Origin of the sequence: Sphingorhabdus sp. (assembly GCF_029865925.1) — a bacterium.
Lineage (GTDB): Bacteria > Pseudomonadota > Alphaproteobacteria > Sphingomonadales > Sphingomonadaceae > Sphingorhabdus_B.
Genome location: NZ_JARXAI010000048.1, coordinates 14499 through 40327 on the forward strand (window position 1 = coordinate 14499; position 25829 = coordinate 40327).

Annotated in this window: 20 protein-coding genes; 16 read left to right on the forward strand and 4 right to left on the reverse strand. The window is 53.7% G+C overall.

Annotated elements, in window-relative coordinates:
- Window positions 1-117: 117 nt before the first annotated feature.
- From QE270_RS04495 to QE270_RS04520, 6 genes are all read left to right on the forward strand, one after another.
- Complete coding sequence (locus QE270_RS04495) at window positions 118-1644, forward strand: acyl-CoA carboxylase subunit beta (protein WP_300035808.1); 1527 nt, start codon at window positions 118-120, stop codon at window positions 1642-1644.
- A 9-nt stretch (window positions 1645-1653) separates the two neighbouring features.
- Complete coding sequence (mce, locus tag QE270_RS04500) at window positions 1654-2094, forward strand: methylmalonyl-CoA epimerase (protein WP_300035811.1); 441 nt, start codon at window positions 1654-1656, stop codon at window positions 2092-2094.
- A gap of 151 nt (window positions 2095-2245) precedes the next feature.
- Window positions 2246-4369, forward strand: a complete 2124-nt coding sequence (scpA, locus tag QE270_RS04505; RefSeq protein ID WP_300035814.1) for a methylmalonyl-CoA mutase — start codon at window positions 2246-2248, stop codon at window positions 4367-4369.
- Entirely contained in the window at window positions 4366-5373 is a 1008-nt protein-coding gene (gene bioB / locus QE270_RS04510) for a biotin synthase BioB (protein WP_300035817.1), read from the forward strand. The genes scpA and bioB overlap by 4 nt, the downstream gene beginning before the upstream one ends.
- On the forward strand, window positions 5370-5720 hold the full coding sequence (locus tag QE270_RS04515) for a DUF1330 domain-containing protein (protein WP_300035820.1): 351 nt from the start codon (window positions 5370-5372) through the stop codon (window positions 5718-5720). The genes bioB and QE270_RS04515 overlap by 4 nt, the downstream gene beginning before the upstream one ends.
- A complete protein-coding gene (locus QE270_RS04520) occupies window positions 5720-7741 on the forward strand; it encodes an acetyl/propionyl/methylcrotonyl-CoA carboxylase subunit alpha (RefSeq protein WP_300035823.1) in 2022 nt (673 codons plus the stop codon). The genes QE270_RS04515 and QE270_RS04520 overlap by 1 nt, the downstream gene beginning before the upstream one ends.
- An 11-nt stretch (window positions 7742-7752) precedes the next feature.
- Here the strand turns inward: QE270_RS04520 and QE270_RS04525 are convergent, their stop codons facing one another.
- Window positions 7753-8520 (reverse strand): cyclase family protein, encoded by a 768-nt coding sequence (locus QE270_RS04525; RefSeq protein WP_300035826.1) that lies wholly within the window; start codon window positions 8518-8520, stop codon window positions 7753-7755.
- 113 nt (window positions 8521-8633) lie between these two features.
- Between QE270_RS04525 and QE270_RS04530 the strand changes: the two genes are divergently transcribed.
- Together QE270_RS04530 and alr are read left to right on the forward strand one after the other, a co-directional pair.
- Window positions 8634-10220: an MFS transporter gene (locus QE270_RS04530; RefSeq protein WP_300035830.1), complete on the forward strand. Its 1587-nt coding sequence runs from the start codon at window positions 8634-8636 to the stop codon at window positions 10218-10220.
- 31 nt (window positions 10221-10251) lie between these two features.
- Complete coding sequence (alr, locus tag QE270_RS04535) at window positions 10252-11295, forward strand: alanine racemase (RefSeq protein WP_300035833.1); 1044 nt, start codon at window positions 10252-10254, stop codon at window positions 11293-11295.
- A 111-nt stretch (window positions 11296-11406) separates the two neighbouring features.
- On the opposite strand, the gene QE270_RS04540 is transcribed toward alr, so the two are convergent.
- Window positions 11407-14550 carry a TonB-dependent receptor gene (locus QE270_RS04540; protein ID WP_300035836.1) on the reverse strand — a complete coding sequence of 1048 codons (3144 nt, stop codon included), beginning with the start codon at window positions 14548-14550 and terminating at the stop codon, window positions 11407-11409.
- 453 nt (window positions 14551-15003) lie between these two features.
- On the opposite strand from QE270_RS04540, the gene phaR reads away from it, so the two are divergent.
- From phaR to rnr, 3 genes are read left to right on the forward strand one after another with little or no spacing between them, the layout of a single operon-like run.
- Window positions 15004-15579 carry a polyhydroxyalkanoate synthesis repressor PhaR gene (phaR, locus tag QE270_RS04545; RefSeq protein WP_300035839.1) on the forward strand — a complete coding sequence of 192 codons (576 nt, stop codon included), beginning with the start codon at window positions 15004-15006 and terminating at the stop codon, window positions 15577-15579.
- A gap of 26 nt (window positions 15580-15605) precedes the next feature.
- Complete coding sequence (gene proS / locus QE270_RS04550; protein WP_300035842.1) at window positions 15606-17135, forward strand: proline--tRNA ligase; 1530 nt, start codon at window positions 15606-15608, stop codon at window positions 17133-17135.
- Between the two features lie 3 nt (window positions 17136-17138).
- A complete protein-coding gene (rnr, locus tag QE270_RS04555; protein WP_300035844.1) occupies window positions 17139-19409 on the forward strand; it encodes a ribonuclease R in 2271 nt (756 codons plus the stop codon).
- 31 nt (window positions 19410-19440) lie between these two features.
- Here rnr and QE270_RS04560 read toward each other — a convergent pair whose 3' ends face one another.
- Window positions 19441-19896: a universal stress protein gene (locus QE270_RS04560; RefSeq protein ID WP_300035849.1), complete on the reverse strand. Its 456-nt coding sequence runs from the start codon at window positions 19894-19896 to the stop codon at window positions 19441-19443.
- Between the two features lie 152 nt (window positions 19897-20048).
- On the opposite strand from QE270_RS04560, the gene QE270_RS04565 reads away from it, so the two are divergent.
- From QE270_RS04565 to QE270_RS04585, 5 genes are all read left to right on the forward strand, one after another.
- Window positions 20049-21338, forward strand: coding sequence for a pyruvate dehydrogenase complex dihydrolipoamide acetyltransferase (locus tag QE270_RS04565; protein WP_300035852.1), 1290 nt, complete (start codon window positions 20049-20051; stop codon window positions 21336-21338).
- A 1-nt stretch (window position 21339) separates the two neighbouring features.
- On the forward strand, window positions 21340-22731 hold the full coding sequence (gene lpdA / locus QE270_RS04570) for a dihydrolipoyl dehydrogenase (protein ID WP_300035855.1): 1392 nt from the start codon (window positions 21340-21342) through the stop codon (window positions 22729-22731).
- Window positions 22728-23378 (forward strand): phosphatase PAP2 family protein, encoded by a 651-nt coding sequence (locus tag QE270_RS04575; RefSeq protein ID WP_300035858.1) that lies wholly within the window; start codon window positions 22728-22730, stop codon window positions 23376-23378. Before lpdA ends, QE270_RS04575 begins: the two co-directional genes overlap by 4 nt.
- Window positions 23379-23461: 83 nt before the next feature.
- Window positions 23462-24766, forward strand: coding sequence for an amidohydrolase family protein (locus QE270_RS04580; protein ID WP_300035860.1), 1305 nt, complete (start codon window positions 23462-23464; stop codon window positions 24764-24766).
- Window positions 24767-24877: 111 nt separating this feature from the next.
- Window positions 24878-25222: a hypothetical protein gene (locus tag QE270_RS04585; protein ID WP_300035863.1), complete on the forward strand. Its 345-nt coding sequence runs from the start codon at window positions 24878-24880 to the stop codon at window positions 25220-25222.
- Between the two features lie 94 nt (window positions 25223-25316).
- Here QE270_RS04585 and QE270_RS04590 read toward each other — a convergent pair whose 3' ends face one another.
- Entirely contained in the window at window positions 25317-25529 is a 213-nt protein-coding gene (locus QE270_RS04590) for a hypothetical protein (protein WP_300035866.1), read from the reverse strand.
- Window positions 25530-25829 lie beyond the last annotated feature (300 nt).

The following is a 25829-nucleotide window of genomic DNA, read 5'->3' on the forward strand; positions in this document are numbered from 1 at the left end:
TTATTGCAGCTTTCAATCTCGGGCTTTGCTAGGTGATTTTTAATCGTACGATTAATTTGCAATTTCTACGGCAGGATGCCAAAGCTTTGGGCAACTTAATTGATTATGGGGAATGCCATGTCGGCCAATATTGCTGAACTGGAAGCACGTCGTGCGGCGTCGAAATTGGGTGGTGGGCAAAAGCGTATCGATGCGCAGCACGCCAAGGGACGCCTGACCGCCCGCGAACGGCTTGATATCTTGCTCGATGAAGGCAGCTTCGAAGAGCTTGACGCGTATGTCACGCATAATTGCGCGGATTTCGGCATGGCCGATCAAAAGATACTGGGCGACGGCGTTGTCACCGGCAGCGGCACGATCAATGGCCGTTTGGTTTATGTCTACAGTCAGGATTTCACTGTATTTGGTGGTTCGCTATCCGAAGCGCATGCCATGAAAATCTGCAAAGTCCTTGATAATGCGATGAAGGTCGGCGCCCCAGTCATCGGCCTGAACGACAGCGGCGGGGCGCGAATTCAAGAGGGTGTTGCCTCGCTGGGCGGCTATGCCGAAGTGTTCCAACGCAACGTCTTGGCGAGCGGTGTTGTCCCGCAAATCAGCCTTATCATGGGACCATGCGCTGGTGGTGCGGTGTATAGCCCGGCAATAACCGACTTCATCTTCATGGTGAAGGACAGCTCCTATATGTTTGTCACTGGCCCTGATGTGGTCAAAACGGTGACCAACGAAGTGGTGACGCAGGAGGAACTTGGCGGCGCAATATCGCACACGACGAAGTCGGGCGTTGCCGACAATGCGTTCGAAAATGATATTGAGGCGCTTCTTTCGGTTCGCGACTTCTTTGATTATTTGCCCGAGAATAACCGTGCTGGTGTGCCAGAGCGCCCAACCGAAGACGCGTGGGACCGCATCGAGCCCAGCCTTGATACGCTTATCCCGCCAAGCGCCAACCAGCCTTATGATATGCACGAGCTTATCCGCAAAACGGTCGATGAGGCCGATTTCTTCGAGGTGCAGCCAACACACGCAGCAAATATCATCATCGGCTTTGGCCGTATTGAGGGCCGCACTGTGGGCATCGTGGCCAATCAACCGATGGTGCTGGCGGGTGTTCTTGACATCAATAGCTCAAAGAAAGCCGCGCGTTTTGTGCGTTTCTGCGACGCGTTCGAAATTCCGATCATAAGCTTCGTCGACGTTCCGGGCTTTTTGCCAGGCACCGCGCAGGAATATGGCGGCATCATCAAACATGGCGCCAAACTGCTGTTTGCGTATGCCGAAGCGACTGTGCCTAAAATTACCGTCATTACCCGTAAGGCCTATGGCGGCGCTTATGACGTCATGGCGTCAAAGCATTTGCGCGGCGACCTCAATTACGCATGGCCAACTGCTGAAATTGCGGTGATGGGTGCAAAGGGTGCAGTTGAAATTATCTTCCGTGGTCTTGGACCCGAAGAAATCGCTGAAAAGACCAAGGAATATGAAGACCGCTTCGCCAATCCATTTGTAGCGGCGAGCAAGGGCTTCATCGACGAGGTGATCTACCCGCACTCGACGCGCAAGCGGATTGCGCTGGGTTTACGGAAATTGCGGAACAAGGATTTGGAAAACCCTTGGAAGAAGCATGATAATATTCCGTTGTGAGGATGTAGTATGAAACTCGGCCGTCTCAACCATATCGGCGTTGCAACGCCTTCCATAGCTGACAGCATCGTATTTTACCGCGACGTGATGGGCGCGACGAAAATTCATGCGCCGTTCGATCTGCCGGATCAAGGCGTTAAGGTCTGTTTTGTCGATACACCCGGCGCGGATGGCGCGATGAATGGAACACAGATAGAGCTTATCGAGCCTTTGCCGGGGAATGCCTCCATCGCAGCGTTTCTTGAAAAGAACCCTGCAGGTGGGCAGCATCATATGTGTTACGAGGTGCCTGATATTCACGCCGCAAAGGCGGAATTTGAAAAGATGGGCAAGCGGGTGCTAGGCGAACCACGTATTGGCGCGCATGGGACGCTCATATTCTTTGTGCATCCCAAGGATATGCAAGGTGTTTTGACCGAGATTATGGAGGTAGGGGTTAAAGCGCACTGACCGCGCATTAACGCCCATCGTCCTGCTGAACGTGTTTCACCTCTGGTGACTGATGTTTCAGCATCCATCATGCCACTCGGACCGATGAGGTGGGTGGTAAAATGGATCCTGAACCGAGTTCAGGGTGACGGAATAATGAATGGAAGTTTTTATGACCAATATCGACCAGTGGAAAAAAGCGGCTGAAAAAGAGGTCAAGGGCAAGGACCTGACTTGGCACACGCCAGAGGGCATTGCCGTAAAACCGCTATACACGGCTGAGGATTCAGCGGACCCTGGTCTTCCAGGCTTTGCGCCGTTCACACGCGGCGTGCGCGCATCCATGTACGCTGGGCGGCCGTGGACGATACGCCAATATGCGGGTTTTTCGACCGCTGAGGAATCCAACGCTTTCTATTGTCGCAATCTCGCCGCTGGGCAAAAGGGTCTGTCAGTAGCCTTCGATCTTGCAACGCACCGTGGTTATGACAGTGACCATCCCCGCGTTGTCGGCGATGTTGGCAAGGCTGGCGTCGCGATTGACTCGGTGGAGGATATGAAAATCCTCTTCGACGGTATTCCGCTTGACCAAATGTCGGTCTCGATGACGATGAACGGTGCGGTCATTCCGATCCTCGCTTTCTTCATAGTTTCAGGTGAGGAGCAGGGCGTCGCTCAAGAGCAACTCGACGGCACTATCCAGAACGACATCCTTAAAGAGTTCATGGTCCGCAATACCTATATTTATCCGCCTGAGCCTTCGATGCGTATTGTGTCGGACATCATCGCCTACACCAGCGCGCATATGCCCAAGTTCAACAGCATCTCAATATCGGGCTATCACATGCATGAGGCCGGCGCGACGGCAGTGCAGGAGCTTGCGTTCACCATTGCCGACGGCAAGGAATATGTGCAGCGCGCCATGGCCTCAGGGCTTGATATTGATGCCTTTGCGGGACGGCTGTCGTTCTTCTTTGGGATCGGCATGAATTTCTTCATGGAAGTCTCGAAACTGCGCGCCGCGCGAACATTGTGGCACCGCGTGATGGACGAACTTGGCGCACAAGACGAGCGATCCAAAATGCTGCGCACGCATTGCCAAACATCGGGCGTGTCGTTGCAGGAGCAAGATCCTTATAACAACGTTATTCGCACAACAATCGAGGCGCTGGCGGCTACCTTGGGCGGGACGCAGTCATTACACACCAATGCCTTGGATGAGGCTATAGCCCTTCCAACGGAGTTCTCGGCGCGGATTGCACGCAACACGCAAATCGTGCTGACCGAAGAAACCGGCATTACAAAGGTAGTCGATCCTTTGGGCGGAAGCTATTATGTCGAAGCCCTAACTGCCGAACTGGTGGATCAGGCGTGGAAGATTATCGGCGAGGTAGATGAACTGGGCGGCATGACCAAAGCCGTCGCTTCCGGCATGCCCAAGCGCCTCATTGAAGAAGCGGCTGCTGCGCGTCAGGCGCGGGTGGACAAGGGCGAAGATGTCATCGTTGGTGTCAATAAATACAAGCTGGCAACGGAAGAGCAACTCGACACACTGGAGGTCGATAATGATTTCGTTCGTCAGGGGCAGATTGTGCGCCTTGCCGCGACCCGCGCCGCGCGCGATGAGGCCGCGTGTCAGGCGACGTTAAAGGCACTGACCGAAGGCGCAAAAGGTGGCGCAAACCTTTTGGCGCTTGCTGTCGATGCGGCCCGCGCACGCGCCACGCTTGGTGAAATTTCCGACGCGATGGAACTCGTGTTTGGGCGCTATGCGACCACCCCAGTGCCCGTTCAGGGCATCTACGGAAGTGCGCATGAGTTTGATAAACGCTGGGCGCAAGTCATTGATGGCGTTGCTTCTGTTGAACGCCGATTGGGAAGAAAGCCGAAATTGCTTGTCGCAAAAATGGGGCAGGATGGCCACGACCGTGGTGCGAACGTTATCGCCTCGGCTTTCTCGGACATGGGTTTTGACGTGATAAGCGGTCCCTTGTTTCAAACACCCGAAGAAACCGTTGTGCTTGCCCTGCAACATGACGTTGATGCTGTTGGCGCATCCAGCCTTGCCGCCGGGCACAAGACATTGATCCCTGAACTCGTCAAAGGCCTGCGCGAAGCAGGACGGGGTGATATCAAGGTGATAGCCGGTGGCGTAATCCCGCCGCAAGATTATGATTTTCTGCGAGAGGCAGGCGTTCGGGGTATTTATGGCCCCGGAAGTAATGTGGTTGAATGCGCAGCGGACGTTTTGACGCTATTGGGTCATAATATGCCGCCTTTGGGAGATATCTCGTGACCGTTCGTACCGACTGGACCCGTCCGGAAATAGCCGCCTTATTTGACCTATCTTTCGACGAATTGGTTTACCAGGCCGCAACCGTTCACCGTGCAAACCATGCGGCGGGACAAATCCAGCTTTGCACATTGCTGTCTATCAAAACCGGTGGCTGCCCCGAAGATTGTGGCTATTGCAGCCAGTCCGTGAAGGCCGATAGCGGCGTCGAGGCGACCAAGTTGATGGACGTTCAAGCGGTGTTGCAAAAGGCCGCTGAGGCGGCAGATGCTGGCTCACGCCGTTTCTGCATGGGCGCTGCGTGGCGGAACCCGAAAGACCGCGATATGCCAGCGATTGTGCAAATCGTTCAGGGTGTGCGCGCCATGGGCATGGAAACCTGCATGACTTTGGGGATGCTCACGCCAAGCCAAGCGGACATGCTCGCCGACGCAGGTTTGGATTATTACAACCATAACATCGATACCTCGCCAGAGCGCTATAACGAGATCATTACCACGCGGACGATGGAAGACAGGCTCGACACGTTGGCCGAGGTCCGCCGCGCCGGCATCAATGTGTGCAGCGGCGGAATTGTCGGCATGGGCGAAACCCGCGCCGACCGGGTGGGCTTCATCCACACGTTGGCCACGCTGCCGCACCATCCCGAAAGCGTGCCCGTCAACGCCTTGGTCCCCGTGAAGGGCACCGTGCTGGGCGATATGCTTGCCGATACGCCGTTGGCGAAGATCGACGACATTGAATTTGTCCGCACGATTGCTGTGGCTCGCATTACGATGCCGATGAGCATGGTCCGATTAAGCGCCGGGCGCGAAAGCATGTCCGAAGCAACGCAAGCCTTGTGCTTCATGGCAGGCGCAAACAGCATCTTCACGGGTGACAAGCTGCTGACTGCAGCCAATGCCGGCGACGATAAGGACGCGGCGATGCTGGCGAAACTGGGGCTGGTGCCAATGGAGGCCGAGGAGCCTCTTAGGGCGTGCAAGGCGTTGGAGCCGGCAGAGTGAGTATTGCTTCCGCATTGTTGCCGGAGATTTCGAGCGCCGATACGCAGCAACCTCCCAAAGCGTATGTGATGGCCGAAATTGAAGTTATCGATGCTGGCACATATGAAGGCTATAAGTCAGCGGCGGCGCCTATCGCAGCGCAGTATGGCGGTCGATACATCATCCGGGGTGGAGAGATGCATCTGGCTGAGGGCGATGCCCCAAGCGGCAGCTTGGTGGTGCTAGAGTTCGCAAATTTGACAGCGGCCCAAGCATTTTTGAATTCCGATGAATATCGCTCGGTTGCCGAAATACGGCATAAGGCAGCAAAATCTCGAATTATGATTGTCGAAGGGATCATTCCTTAATGTTCAAAAAAATCCTAATCGCAAACCGTGGCGAAATAGCTTGCCGCATTATCAAGACTGCGCGCCGGATGGGTATCGCGACGGTCGCGGTCTATTCCGATGCGGATGCGCGCGCGCCGTTCGTGCAAATGGCCGACGAGGCAGTTCATATTGGGCCGTCACCTGCTGCACAGTCTTATCTGATTGCTGATAAGATCATCGCTGCGTGCAAACAGACCGGCGCTGAGGCTGTCCATCCGGGCTATGGCTTTCTGTCGGAACGCACCAGCTTTGCCGAGGCACTTGCCAAGGAAAATATAGCCTTCATCGGACCACCTATAAACGCCATTGCCGCGATGGGTGATAAGATCGAGTCCAAGAAACTGGCCTTAAAAGCAGGCGTTAATGTCGTTCCCGGCTTTGTCGGCGAGATTGACGATACCGAACATGCGGTCCGGATTTCTGCTGAGATCGGCTATCCCGTCATGATGAAAGCTTCCGCCGGCGGCGGCGGCAAGGGGATGCGGCTTGCATATAATGAGCAAGATGTACGCGAAGGCTTTGAGGCCACTAAACGGGAAGGGCTGAATTCATTCGGTGACGACCGTGTTTTTATCGAGAAGTTCATCCTCAACCCGCGTCATATTGAAATCCAGATTTTGGGCGATCAACACGGCAACATCTTGTATTTAAACGAGCGCGAATGTACCATTCAGCGCCGGCATCAAAAGGTTGTGGAGGAGGCGCCTTCGCCTTTCGTCACGCCCAAGATGCGTAAAGCGATGGGTGAGCAATGCGTGGCGCTGTCACGCGCTGTGGGCTATTATTCCGCCGGCACGGTTGAGTTGATCGTCTCAGGTGCAGACCCAAGCGGTGAAAGCTTCTACTTTCTCGAAATGAACACGCGTTTGCAGGTTGAGCATCCTGTGACAGAATGCATCACTGGCATCGATCTTGTGGAACAAATGATCCGCGTCGCTGCCGGTGAAAAGCTTGCGATGACGCAGGAAGACATCAAAATCGACGGATGGGCCATCGAAAATCGTGTTTATGCGGAAGACCCCTATCGCGGGTTTTTACCAAGCACGGGAAGGCTGACGCGGTACAGGCCACCCGTTGAAGGTTGGACCGACGATGGAACCGAGAATGGCCGCCGCGGCGTTGATGGCATCCGTGTAGACGACGGTGTCTATGACGGCGGCGAAGTTAGCATGTTCTACGACCCAATGATTGCCAAGCTCATCACCTGGGGACAAACCCGTGACGAAGCCGCCGACCTGCAAATCGCAGCGCTTGATCGTTTCGAGATTGAGGGGCTGGGCCACAATATTGATTTCGTTAGCGCCATTATGCAGCATCCGCGCTTCCGATCGGGGGAACTCACCACCGGTTTCATTGCGGAAGAATATCCCGATGGCTTCCAAGGTGCGGCATCCTCCATTGAACTGGTTAAGTCATTGGCCGCTATTGCTGGGTTTGTGGCCACGGCAGAAGCAGATCGCGCGCGTCATGTTGATGGGCAATTGGGCGACACTTTGCCGCCGCCATCACGTTGGGAAGTTAAGATTGCCGATGCCGTGCATGATATGGAAATGATCGATGGCGAAATGCACGTTGACGGCGCGTTGTTTGAACTTTCGATGGAATATGACCCCGGCGACCGCATCATTGAGGCGGAAGTTGACAGCGATGAACTTGCTGTCAAAATTACTAAAACCCGCAATGGTTTTAATTTGAGCACCCGCGGCGCAAAGCATGTCGCCCTAGTGCTGCCGGGTCATATTGCGCATCTGGCTGCCCACATGATCGAAAAGATCCCTCCGGATTTGTCCAAGTTTCTCATTTGCCCAATGCCCGGCTTGCTCACGACGTTGCATGTCGGCGAAGGGGACGTTGTCGAAGCCGGCCAACCGCTCGCCGTGGTGGAAGCAATGAAGATGGAAAACATCTTGCGTGCTGAGAAAACTGGAACGGTGAAGCTGGTGAATGCTAAGGCCGGAGATAGCCTGGCGGTATACGCAGTAATTCTGGAAATGGAGTAAGGCGGAACTTCCTAATCCAAAATGGCAACCGCCCTTATCCATCCGGCACTTGCGCGCGCAATTTTTACGGGGAAGCAAGAGAGCGTAAATCCAAATGATGGCAAGGCCTCCAAATTGGTCAGTTTCTCAATCTGGTAATAAGGCTGGATACGACCGGCCTTATGTCCTTCCCAGATGATCGAAGGATCGCGCTTTTCGGCCCAGCGCTTTGCGGTGTAACTAAAGGGTGCATCCCAACTCCATGCGTCTGTGCCTACAACCAGAACCCCACGTTCCGTAAGATATAATGTTGCTTCCGCGCCCATGCCGACGCCTTGGTCCGTGAAATTTTCGGTACCATAAACTGCGCCGGACTGCACCAATACGATATCACGCGGTTGCAGCGCATATCCAATACGTTCTAACTCTGCCTCAACTTCCGCCGCGCTTATAACATGGCCAGCGGGCATTTTAGAAAAATCGAGCTTCACAGCAGGCGCGAAAAATAGATCTAGCGGTGCTTCGTCAATCGACGGGGCAGGGGTCGACCCGTTGTCAGTGGTTGAATGAAAATGCCACGGCGCATCCATATGCGTCCCATTGTGCGTGGACAAGGTCAGGCTCTCCACCGCCCAGCCTTCGCCGTCAGGAAGGTCCTCTTTGGTCAGCCCCGGGAAGAACATTGCGATTTGCTCCCAAGTGTTTTCATGAGTCATGTAAGTGATTTGCGGCCGCATCACGGGCGGATCGGACACCACGTCGTTGGTAATAGGGATTGAGAGGTCTATAAATTGCGGCATGAAGTGTCTCCTCCCGACATAGGCTAATGCCGCTTGTGGATAAGCGCAACAAGCCGCTTGAACGCTTTAACATTGGCGTTAAGACACACATAGAGGGCTTATAGGGGAAAATCATGGCCAGTGCCGCCGATACCGAAGTGACACTTGATCCGCAGCGCGATCGCCTCGTTATCACAGCATCATCGCTTGGTACTGTGTTCGAATGGTATGATTTTTTCGTATACGGCATATTGGCAGCGTTGATCGGAAAGCTGTTTTTTCCCGCCGACAACCCTACCGCTGCGACATTGGCATCGCTTGCAATTTTTGGTGCAGGTTTCGGCGTGCGGCCGTTCGGCGCGATACTGTTTGGATATTTCGGCGACAAGATTGGCCGGAAATATACATTTCTCGTCACGATCACCCTGATGGGCGTTGCCACTGCAGCAATCGGTTTGCTTCCAACTTTTGAAACTGCGGGTGTATGGGCGGCAGGGTTGCTCTTGCTCATGCGCTGTCTTCAGGGACTGGCGCTTGGCGGGGAATATGGCGGAGCGGCAATCTATGTCGCCGAACATGCGCCTGATGGCAAACGCGGGCAATATACCAGTTGGATTCAGGCATCGGTAGCGGGCGGGTTTCTGCTCGCGGTCATTGTCGTGCTGGTCACGCGCCAATCTATGAGCACCGAGGCGTTTGAAGCCTGGGGTTGGCGTGTGCCGTTCCTGACATCGATAGGGCTGCTGGCGGTGTCGCTCTACATGCGGCTTAAATTGTCGGAGAGCCCGGTTTTCAAGGCCATGAAAGCCGCTGGAACCACTTCCAAAAACCCGTTTATGGAAAGTTTCCAATATCCAGGCAATGTTGGCCGCCTCTTCGTCGCCTTGTTTGGTGTCGCTGCTGGTTTGACCGTCATTTATTACACCTCACAATTCGGGACCTTATACTTTCTTACTGGGACTGCGCGGGTTCCGGAAACGGATGCGCTGCTGTATATGGCTGTCGGCGCTGCCTTGGCCGCGCCAACCTATGTGGCTTGTGGCTGGCTGTCAGACAAATGGGGCCGCAAGCGACTTCTGCTGCTCGGTTATGGCCTATCGATTGTGGGTGTATTTCCGATTTTCTGGATGATGGCGGATGCAGCCAACCCGGCGCTAGCGCGGGCGACAGCGAGCAACCCTGTTACATTGTCGATGCCCGAATGTGATTTTAACGTACTCAATCGTGTGCATGAAAGTGAATGCGCGCAGGCGCTAAACTTCCTGACGAAGCGCGGCATAGCCTATAGTAAGCAAGCCAGTGATACCGTGTCGTTAAACGTCGGGGATGCAAATCTGAACGGCTTTGATGAAAAAGCCTATATTGCCGTGCTGGAAAAGGCCGGCTATCCCGATAAGTCAGACCCAGCGCAGCGCGAGCCATGGAAAATTATACTGGCGGTGTTCCTGATGGTAGCGCTGTCGGGGATGACCTACGGGCAAGTCGCCGCGATCCTTGTGGAAATGTTTCCGGCGAAAATCCGATACACCTCCATGTCGATACCCTATCATATTGGCGCCGGCTATTTTGGCGGGTTTTTGCCTTATATTTCGCAGTACATCGTGGCGCAGACGGGGCAACCATTCTCCGGGCTTTGGTATACGGTAGGGGTTACCGCCTTGGCGTTTATTGTGGCATTGATCTGGCTGCCGGAAACTTCGGGAAAGACCAAGCTGGATTGACAGGCAAAGGGGGAGGGGCGAGAGGCGGTTAATGACGGACTTTGAGCCTCCCTTGCGCCTTACTCTTGACGGATCTGCGTTGGTTTCTAACTGGCGGGCGCTCGATCAACGCAGCGGCGCGGCCCGCGCCGGAGCCGCTATTAAGGCGGACGCTTATGGCCTTGGTGCGCATGAAGTCGTCGTGCGGTTGCGCGATGCAGGATGCCGCGACTTTTTTGTTGCCCATTGGGGCGAAGCAGAAGCGATGACAGATCTCATTCCACCCGAATGGATAGCAGTCCTGAACGGTATATCATCGGCGGATGTTCCCGGCGCGCGCGCTTTGGGCGCTATCCCGGTTTTGAACACAGTTGAACAAGTGGCGTTGTGGCGCACATCGGGCGGGGGGCGTTGCCACATCATGTTCGACAGCGGCATTAACCGCTTAGGACTGGGGCCAGAGCAGCTCACGGCCGCAGCAGTTCAGGGTGTTGAGGTTGATTTGCTGCTGTCGCATTTAGCCTCAGCTAATGCTGACGTGGCGCAAAACAGCGCACAGTTATCGAGCTTTCAGTCTGTTGTCGCCACCGTCGACGCCAAACGGCGTAGCTTGGCTAACAGTGCTGGCATCATGCTTGGTCCGGATTATCATTTTGACCTAACCCGCCCGGGGCTTAGCCTGTACGGCGGAATTGCGCGAGCGGAAATGGCGGCCTTCATCAAACCGGTGGTCGCGCTTTCGGCAAGGCTGCTTCAGGTGCGTGATGTTCCAGCGGGAACACCGATTGGCTATAATGCGACACATATCTGCAACTCGGACACCCGCGTGGGCACTATTTCGATTGGATATGCCGATGGCTATTTGCGTGCTTTTTCCGGTAAGGGAACTGCGCGTGTAGGCGAATACATCGTCCCTGTTATTGGCCGCGTGTCTATGGACTTAGTCACGTTGGACCTAACTGCCACTCCCGACATAGGCGAAGGCGATTGGGTGGAGATAAATTATGATCTCATATCCACATCCCCGCTAACTGGCCTGTCCCAATATGAACTGCTCACCAATCTCGGTTCAAGGTTCGCGCGTGCCTGGCGATAAATAATCGGTTAGTTTGCAATCAACGGCCAACGATTGCTCAGCGCCCATAAAGTCATAAAAAAAGGGCGCCACAATGGGCGCCCTCTCAATTATTTCTAACATTTTCCAACTTTAGAACGTAGCGCGCGCACTAAGCTGGAAACGCCGGCCGATGAGGTCGTTGAAGCTAGATGGATGAAGCTCACCAAAGTAATTCTGACCTTGTCGATTGAACAAGTTGGTCACCGAAAATGTCAGCCGTAAATTGTCTGTGGCTTCATAGAATATGCCGCCGCTAACAACGTAGTACGCTTTCAACTTGTCAAGTGCACGGGCGTCAGCGCCTGACCCTGCAACGCCAGGAGCACGGTTCAGCCGACTAAAAAGCTGATCACCTGTGTAGCTTACCGTGGTTGTCATACCAAATTCATTTTGAGCATAGCGGAACCGCAGCTGACCCGAAAACTCGGGGTCACCGATGACCCCATCACTGCGGCTCGGCGCAACACCGGTAATGTCGACCAAGCGGCGACGGACATAAAGCATATCACCGCCAACCGTGAAGTCACCGCTGAACAGCGGGAAGTTGTAACCAATTGTTCCCTGAATGCCGCTAAACTTGATATTGTTGCCGTTTACAAAACCGCTCCGTACGGCTGGATTTTGCGGATCACCCACCACTCGGCCATTGGGGCCGTAGTTGATTTGCTCGCAGAAACCGTTCCCATTTGATGGGTCTGAAGTATTGAAATTAGGGTTATCGAAGCAGCCTGAAGCAATCTGCGCAACAGACAGACTGGAAATTGGTTGGTTCAAAGATATACTTATATAATCGGCCGTGATCGACAGCCGCGGTATGAAAGTTGGACGAACAATTACACCAAAACTGTAACTATCGGCTGCTTCGTTTTCCAGATTTGGATTTCCACCCGATTGAGCGGGTACACTCGCCGTCGACGCGGGGTCAGGCAAGTTAAAGTCAGTACCTGGGAACGCCGCAATAAAAGCCGCGCAGTTTGCTGCACGGATCGTCGGGGCGGGGCCGGCATTACGAGCGGATGTCTGACAAAGATCTGGTACGAACGCGAACGTATTCACCTTAGGCAAAAACAGTTCTGTAATTGCGGGGGACCGGAACGAGCGCGTGAAGTTACCTCGGAACTCTACGTCAGGGATCGGAGCCAAAGTACCGCCGACCATGTACGAGAAGAAGCCGCCGTTCACTGTGTTGTCGGAATAACGGCCACGACCAGTTACGGAAGCATTGTAAATGAAAGGAACGTTGTTTTCATCATTTACAAGTGGGATCACGAGTTCGCCAAACGCTTCATCGAGATTATATTTTCCTGCCAGTGGCGTAATAGCAACGGAACGTCCGCGACCTGCCTGTTGAAAATCGCTAGGCGTAAAGCTGGCCTTCTCTTCACGGTGCTCATACCCAAAGTTAAAACCAACTGGGCCTGCCCAAAGGTCAAATAGCGAACCACCGATGTTGGCGTTAAACACTGTCTGCTCTTGCTCACTAATTGTGACAAAATCTTCGATCACGTAATCCCGCGCAGCTGCGGATGCGCGACCGTCACCAAACACATCAAGCGGTACGCAATTTGCATCTGCGATTGGCGTTCCACCAGGAGCAGCAAAGCCAGTCAAAGCGGAACCGACGAGACGCGTGGGATTGACAGTACACACAATCTGACCGGATGCGTTGCGCGTTACGTTTACAGCATTGATAAAGTTTTGAGCGTTGAGATCCTGCCCGTAGTCGCTACTGCGAGTGTTTCCGTGGCTGCCATAGGTTTCGAAGTTTAGAGTGCGGCCGAATATTTCTAAATCAGCCTTTAAACCACCAACCATGTTATAAAGTCGTGTTTTGTTAAACCCTGTGAGATCAGCATAGTCGTCTGATGCGCGAGACAAACTGAAAGACGTTACACCCCGGGAAACCAACGCTTCCCGCGCCTGAGGCGTAAGCAAGGGGTTGTCCACCGAGAATGAGAGAGCGCCACTCAGCCCGCCAAACAACGAACTGTTAAAGGTTGGCTGTTGTGTGAGCTCATCAGCGCGTGATTCAAAATAGCTGCCTTCGAAAAACAGCTCTATATTAGGTGTTACATCGAACGTAACGAAGGCATTTGCGCTCGTGCGGTTCAAATCAGATGTGATTTGGGTAAAGTCAGAGAAAACAAAACCATCACCGCCAGACCCAGATGTTCCCGGGAAGACTACGCCCTGATTGAAAGGAACGAGATTGCCAAGCGGATCAAACTGAAGTCCTGTCGTGGTCCGGGTACCAAAAGGAACGGCTGGATTAAGGGGGTTCGTCCCAGCACCGGTAAGGTTTGTGGCGGTTATCAGACCACCCCGCGTCAGAAAGGGAATGTTTACGTTCCGGATCAATACCGATCCAGGCCAGCCATCGGTCGTGGAGTCGTTAAAGCCAATGCCGGGATCTAAGCGGCCATCATTTGTCTGGTTTACTCCAGGGAGGCGCAGCGTGCTATTTTGAACTGACGACGGGTTGGTAGCGCCGCCAATACGACGCTTTAGAAAATCACGGCTGTTATATTCAAGGCCGGTAAGCTCGTCGCGTGAAAGGGCCATGGTAACATTCAAACGCCCGTCAAGGAAATCCTTACCCACAATTCCCGAGAAATTATAATTCTCATTATCACTCTTTTCAGAAATACCTGTTGTAAACGAGAATTCAGCACCGTCGAAACGTGTACGCTGGAAAATGTTAATAACACCAGAAATAGCGTCAGAACCGTAAATCGGCGCGCCACCAACGCTTAACTGGTCAATTTTATCGGTAAGAATGCTGGGCTGGGTGTTCAAATCGACCTGCGTCCCTGAGCCGGCATTTGCAAAAATAGTTGCAACGTTCGAACTTACAAACCGGCGACCATTTATCAAAGTAAGCGTTCGGTTTGATCCCAAACCATAGCTATTCGCGAAGTTAACACCTTGACCAAATCCTTGGCCGCCTTGTGGCGTTACACTGCCACGAATGCCAGGAAGCTCGTTGAGCGCATCTGCGATATTGGTAAAGTTACGTTCGCGCAATTGGCGATTATCAAGCGTCGTTGTTGGCTCGATCGATTCGAGATTAGGTAAACGAATACGCGATCCAGTAACCGTGATTACTTTTTCATCTACTGCACTCTCCGCTGCAGGCTCATCGGCCGCTGGAGCATCCTGCGCGTAAGACGGAGCCGCTGTAAACAGTGCAAGGCTAATAGCAGAGCCAGCAATCAAAAAATTGGTCTTTTTCATGGAAATATTCCTGAATTATCGTTCATATAACATCCAATTTCTAGTTAAAGCGCATGATTGCCGTTAGTGCAATGACTTGAAGCAAAAAAGTCCAATTTCTGTCACAATGTTGCCGTGAAACCACACCAGTGAATTGACTGCGTGTTGCAATACCTATCATTATATTACAGTAACTTGAGCAGTAGTAATGATGGTAATGGTATGAAAATAGCCTTTGAAAATTAAGGCGCAAAAAAATGGAAAACATGGCAGAAGCAGCGCTTTGAACCTGTTGTCGCTAAGGATGCTTGATGTAAGATCGCTGTGTCGTTCATTTTACAAGAACTGCGTTTCTTGAAGTAGCATTACGAAAAGCGCTTGGACCTTACGCTCATGCGCGTCTTTACGCGCCAATGTTGCAGTGCACTATAACTTGGTGCTAGTAGTGACGGAGTATTCGGGGAAGGACCAACTATGGCACGTGCAGCCAGCAGAAACGGTGATGGGCCAATCATCATTAAAAAGTACGCAAATCGGCGGCTTTATAATACCCATACGTCCAAATATATCACGCTCGATTTCCTCGCTGAACTGACGCGCAAGGATATTGATTTTAAGGTTGTTGATGCAAAATCCAACGAAGATATAACCCACGGCGTCCTTACGCAGATAATTATGGATGAGGAAAATAACGGACAGCAGATGCTGCCAGTAGGGTTCCTTAAGCAGCTTATCACTATGTATGGGGATTCCATGCAGGGAATGGTGCCGCAATTTCTTGAAAGCTCGATGGATAACTTCCGCAAAAACCAACGACAGGTTCAGGACGTTATTGAAACGGCCATAACGTCGGGTCCTTTTGGCCACCTCGCAAAGCAGAACATCGAATTTTTGCGGACAGCGCGCGAGGCGCTTATGCCTAATTTGGGTAATTTGGGTAATTTAACAGGCAAGAAAAGCGAGCACGAGGACAGCATTGCGGACCTTAAGCAACAAATCGCTGCGCTACAGGCCAAGATCGACCAAATAGCGACTGACAAAGCTTTATAACCTCACATATAATTACAGGTAAGATTTTGATAAAACATGCATTAAGCGTTACGCGCGCCCAAAATTTCGCGGGCTGGTATCAAGAAGTCATCTCTGAAGCCGATTTGGCCGAAGAATCGGGCGTGCGCGGCTGTATGGTCATTCGGCCCTGGGGTTACGGCATGTGGGAACGCATCCAGAAGCTGATGGATGCAGAAATCAAAGCCGCTGGCGTTGAAAATTGCTACTTTCCATTGTTCATTCCATTGTCCTTCTTCGAAAAAGAAGCCGATCATGTGGAGGGCTTTGCCAAAGAAATGGCAGTGGTCACGCACCATCGCCTTATCAGCGACGGCAATGGCAAGCTTATCCCCGACCCGGGATCAAAACTGGAAGAGCCACTTGTGGTTCGCCCAACATCGGAAACGGTAATTGGCGCAGCCATGAGCCGCTGGGTGCAAAGTTGGCGTGATTTGCCTTTGATGGTGAACCAATGGGCCAATGTCGTCCGCTGGGAAATGCGCACGCGTATGTTCCTGCGCACCAGCGAGTTTTTATGGCAGGAAGGGCATACGGCGCATGCCGACCGCGCGGATGCCATGCAGGAAACGATGCGCGCGCTCGAAATGTACCGTGCCTTTGCTGAAGGTCCGCTGGCGATGCCAGTTGTGGCTGGCGAGAAGCCTGAGAATGAGCGTTTTCCGGGTGCAGTAGCAACCTACAGCATCGAAGCGATGATGCAGGATGGCAAAGCACTTCAGGCCGGAACCTCGCATTATCTCGGTACGGGCTTTGCCGAAGCTTCGGGCATCAAATATCAGGACAAAGAGGGCAATCAGCAGTTCGCCCATACCACCAGCTGGGGCGTTTCCACGCGCATGATCGGCGGCGTGATCATGACACATGGCGATGATGATGGCTTGCGTTGCCCGCCACAAATTGCGCCGCACCAAATTGTGATCATTCCTATGCTGCGCGACAATGACGAAGACGAAGCTGTCTTGGAATATTGCCGCAGCTTACGCTCCGAATTGCTTGCCCTCAGCGCGTTCGGCGAGCCGCTGCGCGTGCTGCTCGACACCAAGGCTGCAAAGGCGTCAAACAAACGCTGGGCTTGGGTAAAGAAAGGCGCCCCAATTATTGTCGAAGTCGGCCCACGCGACATGAGTGAGGCCAAAGCCGCCGTCATTCGCCGTGACCAACTTTACAAGGAGGATGACAAGCTTGCGACGGCATTTACCCCGCGCGATGCATTTATGGCCTCAGCAGCCGCGATGCTGGAAGACATCCAAGGCACCTTATACGCACAAGCAAAAGAACGTCTCGAAGCCAGTATTCGCCGCGACGTAACTGACCTTGCCCAGCATTTTGCCGGCGATGAAGCCAAATTTGCTGGCTGGGTTGAAGTGCAATGGGCACGTCCAAGCGGCGCTGATCTCGACAAGATTGTCGCGCAGCTCAAAGCGCTAAAGCTGACCATGCGCAACAGTCCAGTAGACGCGGTGCCTGCGGACGGCGCTTGCTTCTTTACAGGCGCGCCCGCGGTGGAGCGGATATTGATAGGGCGGACCTATTAGCACATGACCAAATACGCGCAGTTTGAGGGACTTCCCACCCGCGATCAGATATTGGAATTTATCAAGACGTCGAAGGAGCCTGCGGGCAAGCGCGAGATTGCACGTGAGTTTGGTCTACGCGGCAATGAGAAAATTACGCTTAAGGCGTTGTTGAAGGACATGACCGATGAAGGGCTGATCGACATGGCCCCGGGCCGCGCTTTTCACAAAATGGGCGGCGTTCCGAAGGTTACAGTGCTAAAAATTGTTGCGATTGACGGTGACCAGGCGGTTGCTGTTCCCGAACATTGGGAAGCCGAAGGCATTCCACTACCTAAAATTCGCGTGATTGAAGCCAAAGGTAAGCGCGGGGCCTTGGGCATCGGCGAGCGAATATTGGCACGCACAGAAGAACGCGGCAATGGCTTGGTTGCGCATATCATGAAAAAGCTTGCGAAGGGCAGCGAGCAAATATTGGGCGTGGTCGAGGGCGGAGAAAACGGCCGCTACTGGTTAAAGTCGGTCGACAAAAAGGCGCGCTTTGACACCCAAATCGGGGATGTTGGTGATGCGAAGGCTGGCGAACTCGTATTGGCGGAATTGACGGGCAACGCGCACAAAAAATCTGCGCGGGTCACGCAAGTACTTGGCGACCCATTTGCACCCAAAAGCTTCAGCCTTATCGCCATTCACAAATATGGCATTCCTTTGGAAATGCCGGAGGCGACTGAACGCGAGGCAGAACGCGTGCGGGAATTGCCCGTTACCAATGACCATCGCGAAGACCTGCGCCATTTACCCATAATCGCTATCGATCCGCGCGATGCTCGCGACTTTGACGATGCCATTTGGGCTACCGCCAATGCCGACACCGGCGGCTTTGACGCGATCGTCGCGATTGCCGACGTAAGCTATTATGTCCGTCCCGGCAGCGCGCTTGACCATGAGGCATCAAAGCGCGGGAACAGCGTATATTTCCCCGACTTGGTCGTGCCCATGCTTCCCCATGCTTTGTCATCAGACAAATGTTCTTTGCGGGCAGGGGAGGACCGGGCGGTACTTGCCTGTCACTTGTCCATTGGCAAGTCAGGCCAAGTTACGTCATGGCGCTTTACCCGAGCGGTCGCGCGAATTGCTGCCAATATCCCGTATCCCGACGCGCAAGCTGCAATTGATGGACAAATGGAAAACCCGTTGCTCGAAACGGCGCTTAAGCCGCTTTGGGCCTGCTGGCAGCTTCTCGCCAAGGCGCGGGATAAGCGCGGGCCATTGGAGCTTAACTTACCCGAGAAGCGAATTACGCTGGACGAACAGGGCCGTGTCACTGGCGTGGCCGTGCGCGAGCAGCTTGAGGCCCATCGCTTGGTGGAAGATTTCATGATTGCTGCAAATGTTGCGGCTGCCAAGGCGTTAGAAGCCAAAAAATCATCCTTAATTTACCGCGCCCATGAACCGCCAAGCCGCGAAAAGCTTGCTGCACTCAAGGAATATCTCAAGACCTTTGAAATCGACTTCGCATTGGGCCAAGTGGTTAAACCAGAGACATTCAACGCAATTCTAGAGAAAATCGTCGACGAAGAGGTCCGCCCGCAGATCATGGAGGCGGTGCTTCGCAGTCAGACGCAGGCTTATTATGGCCCCAATAATGTTGGCCACTTTGGCCTGTCGCTTGGAAGTTACGCACATTTTACTTCCCCAATCCGTCGTTATGCCGACCTTATCGTGCACAGGGCGCTGGTGAGTTCTTATGGACTTGAGATGCCCAAACCCAAGTTGAAGGATGTCAAGCCAACGACTGGCCTCACCGAGGCAGCCATTACGAAGCTTGCGGCAACTGCTGAAGCCATTAGCCGCACCGAACGCCGCGCGATGGAAGCCGAGCGTGAGACGACCGACCGCTACATCGCGGCGTATCTCTCCGCGCAGGTCGGACAAATTATTCAAGCGCGTATTACAGGTGTACAAAACTTTGGATTTTTCGTGACAGTTGAAGGGGTTGGCGGCGATGGCTTGGTTCCGGTTTCAACCTTGGGCAAGGACTATTTCAATTATGACGAGGCAAGCCAAACACTAATCGGTGAAAAAACGCGGCAGGAATATCGCCCAGGAATGCGGCTGGAACTGCGGCTGGCGGAGGCAAACCCGATTTCAGGGTCTCTGCGTTTTGAGTTGCCAGAAGGTGGCAGCTATTCACCTGACCGTTTTAAGCATAAGGGTAATCCAAAGACCGGAAAATATGATGCAGGAAAGCGCGGGCGTCCGGGCAACATCAGGCATCAGGGGAAAAAGCGCTAATCTCCGACGCCGCGTTGCGCCATAGTGACAACTAACTCAAATCATCCAGTTGTGCGTCGCTGAGTGATCCCGGGATCACCATGACTGGGCAGGGCAGTGTCCCGGCATTGACGCCGGTAAAGTGCGCTATCAGCGGCCCCGGCGCGCCTTGGGCGGCAGCGCCCAGCACAAGCGCCGCGATGCCCGGATGCTCCTCGAGCATGACCTTTACCACGTCGATTGCTTCGCCGGGTTTAACAGTGATGGCAGGGCGAACGCCCATTTCGTCGAAGATTGAACCCGCCGCAGCCGTCACAAGCTGCTCTGCCCGGTCGCGGGCATCTTCTTCCATGGTTGCCTGAACGCCGCCCCATGCGACAAAATCAGCCTGCTCAACGAGGGCTAAGATATGCACTTCACCTCCGGTTTTGGCAGCACGACGTGACGCAAAACGCAGTGCAAGGCGCGCTTCTTCGGTTTCGTCGATGACCACCAGATATGTCCGCATGCATTCCCTCGGCACCAGCTTTGTTGCCAGCTATTTGTGATTTTATACAGACTGCGCGAAAATTGCATGATTGGCAACCTTATCACGCTTGACGCTTGGGAAAGCTTGGCTATTCGGGGTTATCAACGAAGTCCAAAAAAGGCCATTACCCAATGCCCATCGAACTCAAAATGCCCGCGCTTTCTCCTACTATGGAAGAAGGCACATTGTCGCGGTGGCTTGTGAAGGAGGGCGATAGCGTTTCTTCAGGCGATTTATTGGCAGAGATCGAGACCGACAAGGCGACTATGGAGTTCGAGGCGATTGATGACGGGATCGTCACAAAACTGCTCGTGGCGGCAGGAACCGACGGCGTGAAGGTTGGCACGGTAATCGCAATGATTCAGGGTGAGGATGAGGACGCAACAGCTGCGCCGAAATCAACCGCACCGGCAGCTGCGTTACCCGAAGCTTCAAAAACAGTGCAGGTCGTGTCAAAGTCGATTGAGACGCCGATAACAATATCAAAAGCTGATGTGCAGAAACAATCCTCCGATGACGAACGTATCAAAGCAAGCCCCCTTGCGAAACGCATCGCCGCAGAAAAGGGCGTTGACCTAAGCCGCGTAACCGGCAGCGGCCCCAATGGCCGCATCGTTAAGGAAGACGTTGAGGCGGCAGCGAGAAACACACCGACAGTAACGGTGGCACATTCCTCCCCTGCGGCGGCCGCTGCGCTGTCTCCGGCGCCCACAGCGGGTATGAACACCGACATCCCGCACGAGGTCATCAAGCTCAGCAATATGCGCAAAACTATTGCGCGCCGCCTGACCGAGTCCAAGCAACAGGTGCCGCATATCTATCTGACCGTCGATGTGCGCCTTGATGCGCTGCTTAAGCTGCGCACTGAGCTCAATGCGTCATTGGAGGCGCGCGATATCAAGCTTTCGGTGAATGATATGCTGATCAAGGCACTGGCGTTGGCACTGGTTCAGGTGCCGAAGTGCAATGTCAGCTTCGCCGGTGACATTATGCTGCAATATGCGCGCGCTGACATCAGCGTGGCTGTCTCGGTGCCCACTGGCCTTATAACGCCAATCATTGCGGACGCTGCGAATAAATCGCTGTCCAAAATCTCGACCGAAGTCGGCGAACTTGCTGCCCGCGCCAAGGAAGGCAAATTGCAGCCGCATGAATATCAGGGCGGCACCGCATCTATTTCCAACATGGGCATGATGGGCATCAAGCAATTCGACGCCGTGATCAACCCGCCACAGGGTATGATCCTCGCCGTTGGGGCAGGGGAAAAGCGCCCCTATATCGTCGATGACGCGCTCGCCATCGCGACGGTCATGAGCGCAACCGGCTCGTTTGACCACCGCGCCATCGACGGCGCAGACGGCGCGATGTTTATGAAGGTGTTCAAGGAACTTGTAGAGAAGCCCTTGGGCCTGGTGGCGTAAAATGTCTAACTATGATCTCATCGTCCTCGGCTCGGGCCCCGGTGGCTATGTTGCCGCAATTCGTGCGGCGCAGCTTGGGTTAAAAGTCGCGATTGTCGAACGTGAAAATCTCGGCGGGATTTGCCTCAACTGGGGCTGCATTCCGACCAAGGCACTGTTGCGGTCGGCGGAGATCTATCATTATATGCAGCATGCGGGGGATTATGGGCTGACGGCGGCCAATATCAGCGCGGATATCGACGCGGTGGTGAAGCGGTCGCGTGGCGTTGCCAAGCAGCTAAATCAGGGCGTCACGCATCTGATGAAAAAGAACAAGATCACCGTCCAAATAGGCGATGGAAAGTTACTCGCGGCGAACACACTCTCGGTCACCAAAGACGGTAAGACCGAGGAGCTGACCGCGAAGAATATCATCATCGCCACCGGCGCACGCGCCCGCGATTTGCCGTTTGCGCCTGCAGACGGAGAGCGCATCTGGACCTATCGCCACGCGATGGTGCCGCCCGAGATACCAAAGAAATTGCTTGTTATTGGTTCCGGCGCGATTGGTATAGAATTCGCAAGCTTTTACAACGATATGGGGGCAGATGTCACTGTGGTTGAAATGCTCGACCGCATCGTGCCGGTAGAGGATGCTGATGTCTCGGCCTTCCTTGAAAAGGCGCTGACCAAACAAGGCATGACCATCATGACCGGGGCGGGTGTCGAAAGCCTGAAGGCGACTGCTACTGGCGTATCGGCATCGATCAAGGGCAAGGATGGCAAAGTCGTGGCATCTGAGTTCACGCATTGCATTGTCGCCATTGGCATTGTCCCCAATACCGAGAATATCGGGTTAGAAGCACTTGGCGTAGAGATGGATCGCGGTTTCCTCAAAACGGATGTCAACTGCCGCACCAACGTGCCCGGCCTGTGGGCGATTGGCGACATTACCGCCCCGCCTTGGTTGGCGCATAAGGCAAGCCACGAAGGCGTGATTGCCGCCGAAACCATTGCTGGCGGGCATCCGCATGCGATGGAGCCGCTAAACATCCCCGGCTGCACCTATTGCCATCCGCAGGTCGCAAGCGTCGGCCTCACCGAAGCCAAAGCCAAAGAGGCCGGCTATGAGGTCAAGGTCGGCAATTTCCCGTTCATGGGTAATGGCAAGGCGATTGCGTTGGGTGAGGCTGAAGGCTTCATCAAGACCGTGTTCGACGCCAAAACCGGAGAGTTGCTTGGCGCGCATATGGTCGGCGCCGAGGTAACTGAGCTTATTCAAGGCTACACCATCGGTAAAACCGCTGAACTGGTTGAAGCGGACTTCATGCACACCGTGTTCCCGCATCCTACGTTAAGCGAGATGATGCACGAAAGCGTCTTGGGCGCTTATGGCAAGATGTTGCACATGTGACTTTGTCCGCACGTCTGCTTGTGACTGCCTTGCTGCTCTTTGCGGCAGTGATCGCATTAGGCTTTGCCGTCACAGCAGGGCGTTTTCATGATTTTGACATTGCGCTATCACACGCCCTAAACATGCAACGCGGCGTTTCGCCTGATTGGCTTATCCATGCCATGCAAGGCGTTAGCTGGATTGGTGGCGGTATTCAGCGCTATGTCATCGTTGGTATTCTTGCTCTTGCGCTGTGGCGCTGGTGGGGTTGGGAGGCAGCATTGGCAATGGCGGTTGCGACCTTAGCCTCCGCAATGACGTCCGACGTGCTGAAAAGCTTTTTCGCGCGTGTTCGTCCTGTTCTCGTCCCGCAACTTGATCCGATCAGCAGCCCGGCATTTCCCAGCGGCCATGCAACCAACGCAGCTGTGGTCTATTTGCTATTCATCATGCTTGTTCCGCAAGCGCGCCATCCTGCTTGGCAATTGGCTGCTGTGGCTATGATTTTGCTTACGGGTCTTTCCCGTATTTTGCTAAATGTTCATTGGCCAACGGATGTCATCGGCGGCTGGATGCTTGGAACGTCTTTTGCGTTAATAGCCGCAGCGGTCATTTCATTCCGCCGGGAGCAATGGCAGAGCAAAGCCCCAGCTGTCCAAAAGTTTTAGAACACGGGGCGCTAATTTTTACTGTCCTACACGCCGGTAATTTGTCATCTTACAGTGCACTGATTATTTATGGGACGTGAAACATGCGGTTAATGGCTAATTTACCACGGAATTTGCGAGTCGCGGTGTTAACGGGTGCGGCACTTTTGTCTGGCGCAGCACAGGCGCAAACAACTGTCATTACCGCCGACAAGATGATCGACGTTTTGACGGGTAAAACCGTCGACTTTCCAGCAGTTTTTGTCGGCCCAGACGGCCGCATCACCAGTATAGCTGACGCGCGCACCGTCAAATGGGGCAGCGATGTCACGCATATTAACATGTCCGGCAAAACCCTTTTACCTGGCCTAGTCGATATGCATGTCCATCTCGATAGTCCTGCTGACATAGGCGGTTACCGCGGTCTCGAATTCACCGACAGTTTCTGGGGCATGACGGCGGTGGGATCGGCGCAGGCAATGCTGAAGGCTGGTTTTACCACCGTACGCAACGTCGGCTCAAGCAACCGTAATGATATTGGTTTGAAACAAGCCATAGAAAACGGATATGCGACGGGCCCGCGCATTGTGCCCGCTGGCTATGCTTTAGGGGCGACCGGTGGGCACTGTGACTCGACCTTCCTGCCACCAAGCCTCGAAAAATCGGGCAAGGAAGAAGGCATCGCCGACAGCGAAGACGAAATGCGTTACCAAGTGCGCCGTCAGCGTAAATATGGCGCTGAGGTCATTAAGGTGTGCGCAACAGGAGGGGTATTCTCCCGCAACACTGAGCCCGGCCAACAACACCTTTCCGAGCGCGAGCTCCGCGTAATTGCGGATGAGGCACATCAATGGGGCTTGCGCGTTGCGGCGCACGCGCATGGCGCAGAGGGTATCAAGGCGGCAATTAGGGGCGGTATTGATACCATCGAGCATGCCAGCCTTGTCGATGATGAGGGGATTAAACTTGCTGTGGCACGGCCGCGTCCGGTCTGGTTCTCCATGGATATATACAACACGGATTATACGCAGGCCGAAGGCGCCAAAAATGGCGTGCTTGAGGATAATTTGCGCAAAGACCGCGAAGTCGCGCAAATCCAGCGCGACAATTTCCGAAAAGCCCACAAAGCCGGCGTTCGGATGGTCTTTGGTTCCGACGCCGGCGTTATGCCGCATGGCTTGGTTGGCGGCCAGTTTAAGATCATGGTGCAATATGGCATGACATCAATGGAAGCCATTCAGGCAGCCACCCGCAATGCGGCGCAGGCCCTTGATCGTGAGAAAGACGTCGGCGCTATCGCGGTTGGCCGTTTTGCCGACATCATCGCCGTAGATGGAGATCCCTTGGCTGATGTGCGCGAACTGGAATCGGTCGATGCCGTGATTAAGGGCGGCCAGGTGGTGCAATAATTCGGAGTGGTCTAATCGTCATAGTGCATTGATTGCACAATGACGGTTGTGTAAACTAAGCATATCGCAGGTCGAAGAACCGTAAGGTTAACAACATCAGGGATTTGAATCATGATAACCATCATCGCAACTGCACTGCTTAGCATGGCCGCTATGAATGGCGACCCCTTGGATGACGCGCGTAAATCGTTCAACAATTGTATGATTGAAGTACATAATACTGCCGTAGGCGAAAAAGCGAGCCCGAGTGCTTTCATTCAAACCACCGACGCGGCATGTCCGACACAGCGCGCGGCGTATAAGGAAATCCTTGTAAAGTCAGAGCGGTCTTATGGATCAAGCCAGACCGAAGCGGAGAAATTTGCATCGGAAGAAATCCAGATGATTGTGGATTCGATCGTCACCAGCTTTAACGAGAATATCGAAAGCGGCGCGAAGCTTACACCGGAGAAGTAAGGGCGCGAAAGGCAGCGATATCTGGCGGACAGGGTTGTTCCCCGTCAGCATTCAATCTGCCTTCGCAGTTCGCTATAACCTCGCTCGGGTCTTGTTAACGCTCAGCGCCTTTAGGTAAGACTGCATCAACAGCTACACACTGAAAACGCTGCGGTGCCTTCATGCTTTCTTGCGTTTTTTTGATGTGGGCTTCTGCCGTTAGACGGCACTCTTCAGCTGTATCGAATCGTGCATCAGGAACGAAATGGAACCCAAGTTCCCAAGGACCGTCCCAATCAATCGCATCGTCTGGGGCAGTATAAATCATGAATATTAGTATCCACTTGACCATATTTACATCCTTTTCTAGCGTGGAAAATTGAGGCTTATGTTGCCAATGACCATGGGTTTATACAATTTCCATTGACCTAGATATTCAGGTTCGTTCCGCCGCCCGATTGTTCATCTCAAACTAAACCTTAGATGGAAATTTCAAATATTGAAAGCTCAGCTCCTCGTCAGCATTGGCTGTTCAGATATCGCAGGGCAATCAGACGGTCGGTGACCGTAACGGCAAGGTTTATCCGTTTGAGTGACGGGTTATTGCGGGGGTAAAAAAGATGTCGGC